This is a genomic window from Helicobacter sp. MIT 03-1614, from assembly GCF_000762925.2.
Lineage (GTDB): Bacteria > Campylobacterota > Campylobacteria > Campylobacterales > Helicobacteraceae > Helicobacter_C > Helicobacter_C hepaticus.
Window position 1 is genome coordinate 1 of record NZ_JRMS02000042.1, and the last position, 405, is coordinate 405.

The 405-nt window shown below is 34.1% G+C and carries 1 pseudogene; it reads left to right on the plus strand.

Annotation, left to right across the window (positions count from 1 at the left end):
• Positions 1-405: pseudogene (locus LS66_RS10025) on the plus strand (hypothetical protein); the annotation flags it as partial.

Sequence of the window (405 nt, forward strand, 5' to 3'; positions counted from 1 at the left end):
AGCCATACTTTAAATGTAGGAGTAGATAACAAAGTAAGGATTGCAAAGAAGAGTAGTGAATATGTAGGAGAGGATAAGGAGGTGGAGATAGGGGGGAATGTAAAAGAAGAGATAGAGGGAGATAAACACCAAAAGATTAAAGGAGAAGTGCAAACACATATAGAAAAATCTTTGATGCAAAATGTAGAGGGAGATATGGATATAAATACCACACAAAACTATACTCTCGTAAGCAATGAAAAAACGATATTAAAATCTTCTAAAGCAATGAGTTTAACAACAAATGAAAATTTAAGTCTTGAGGCTGATTCTTCAAATTCAGAGATTCAAACCAATTATAGTGTTAATGCTGGTAACCAAATCCTTCACCAAGTAGGAGACACTTCTATTACTGCTAAGGGAGAT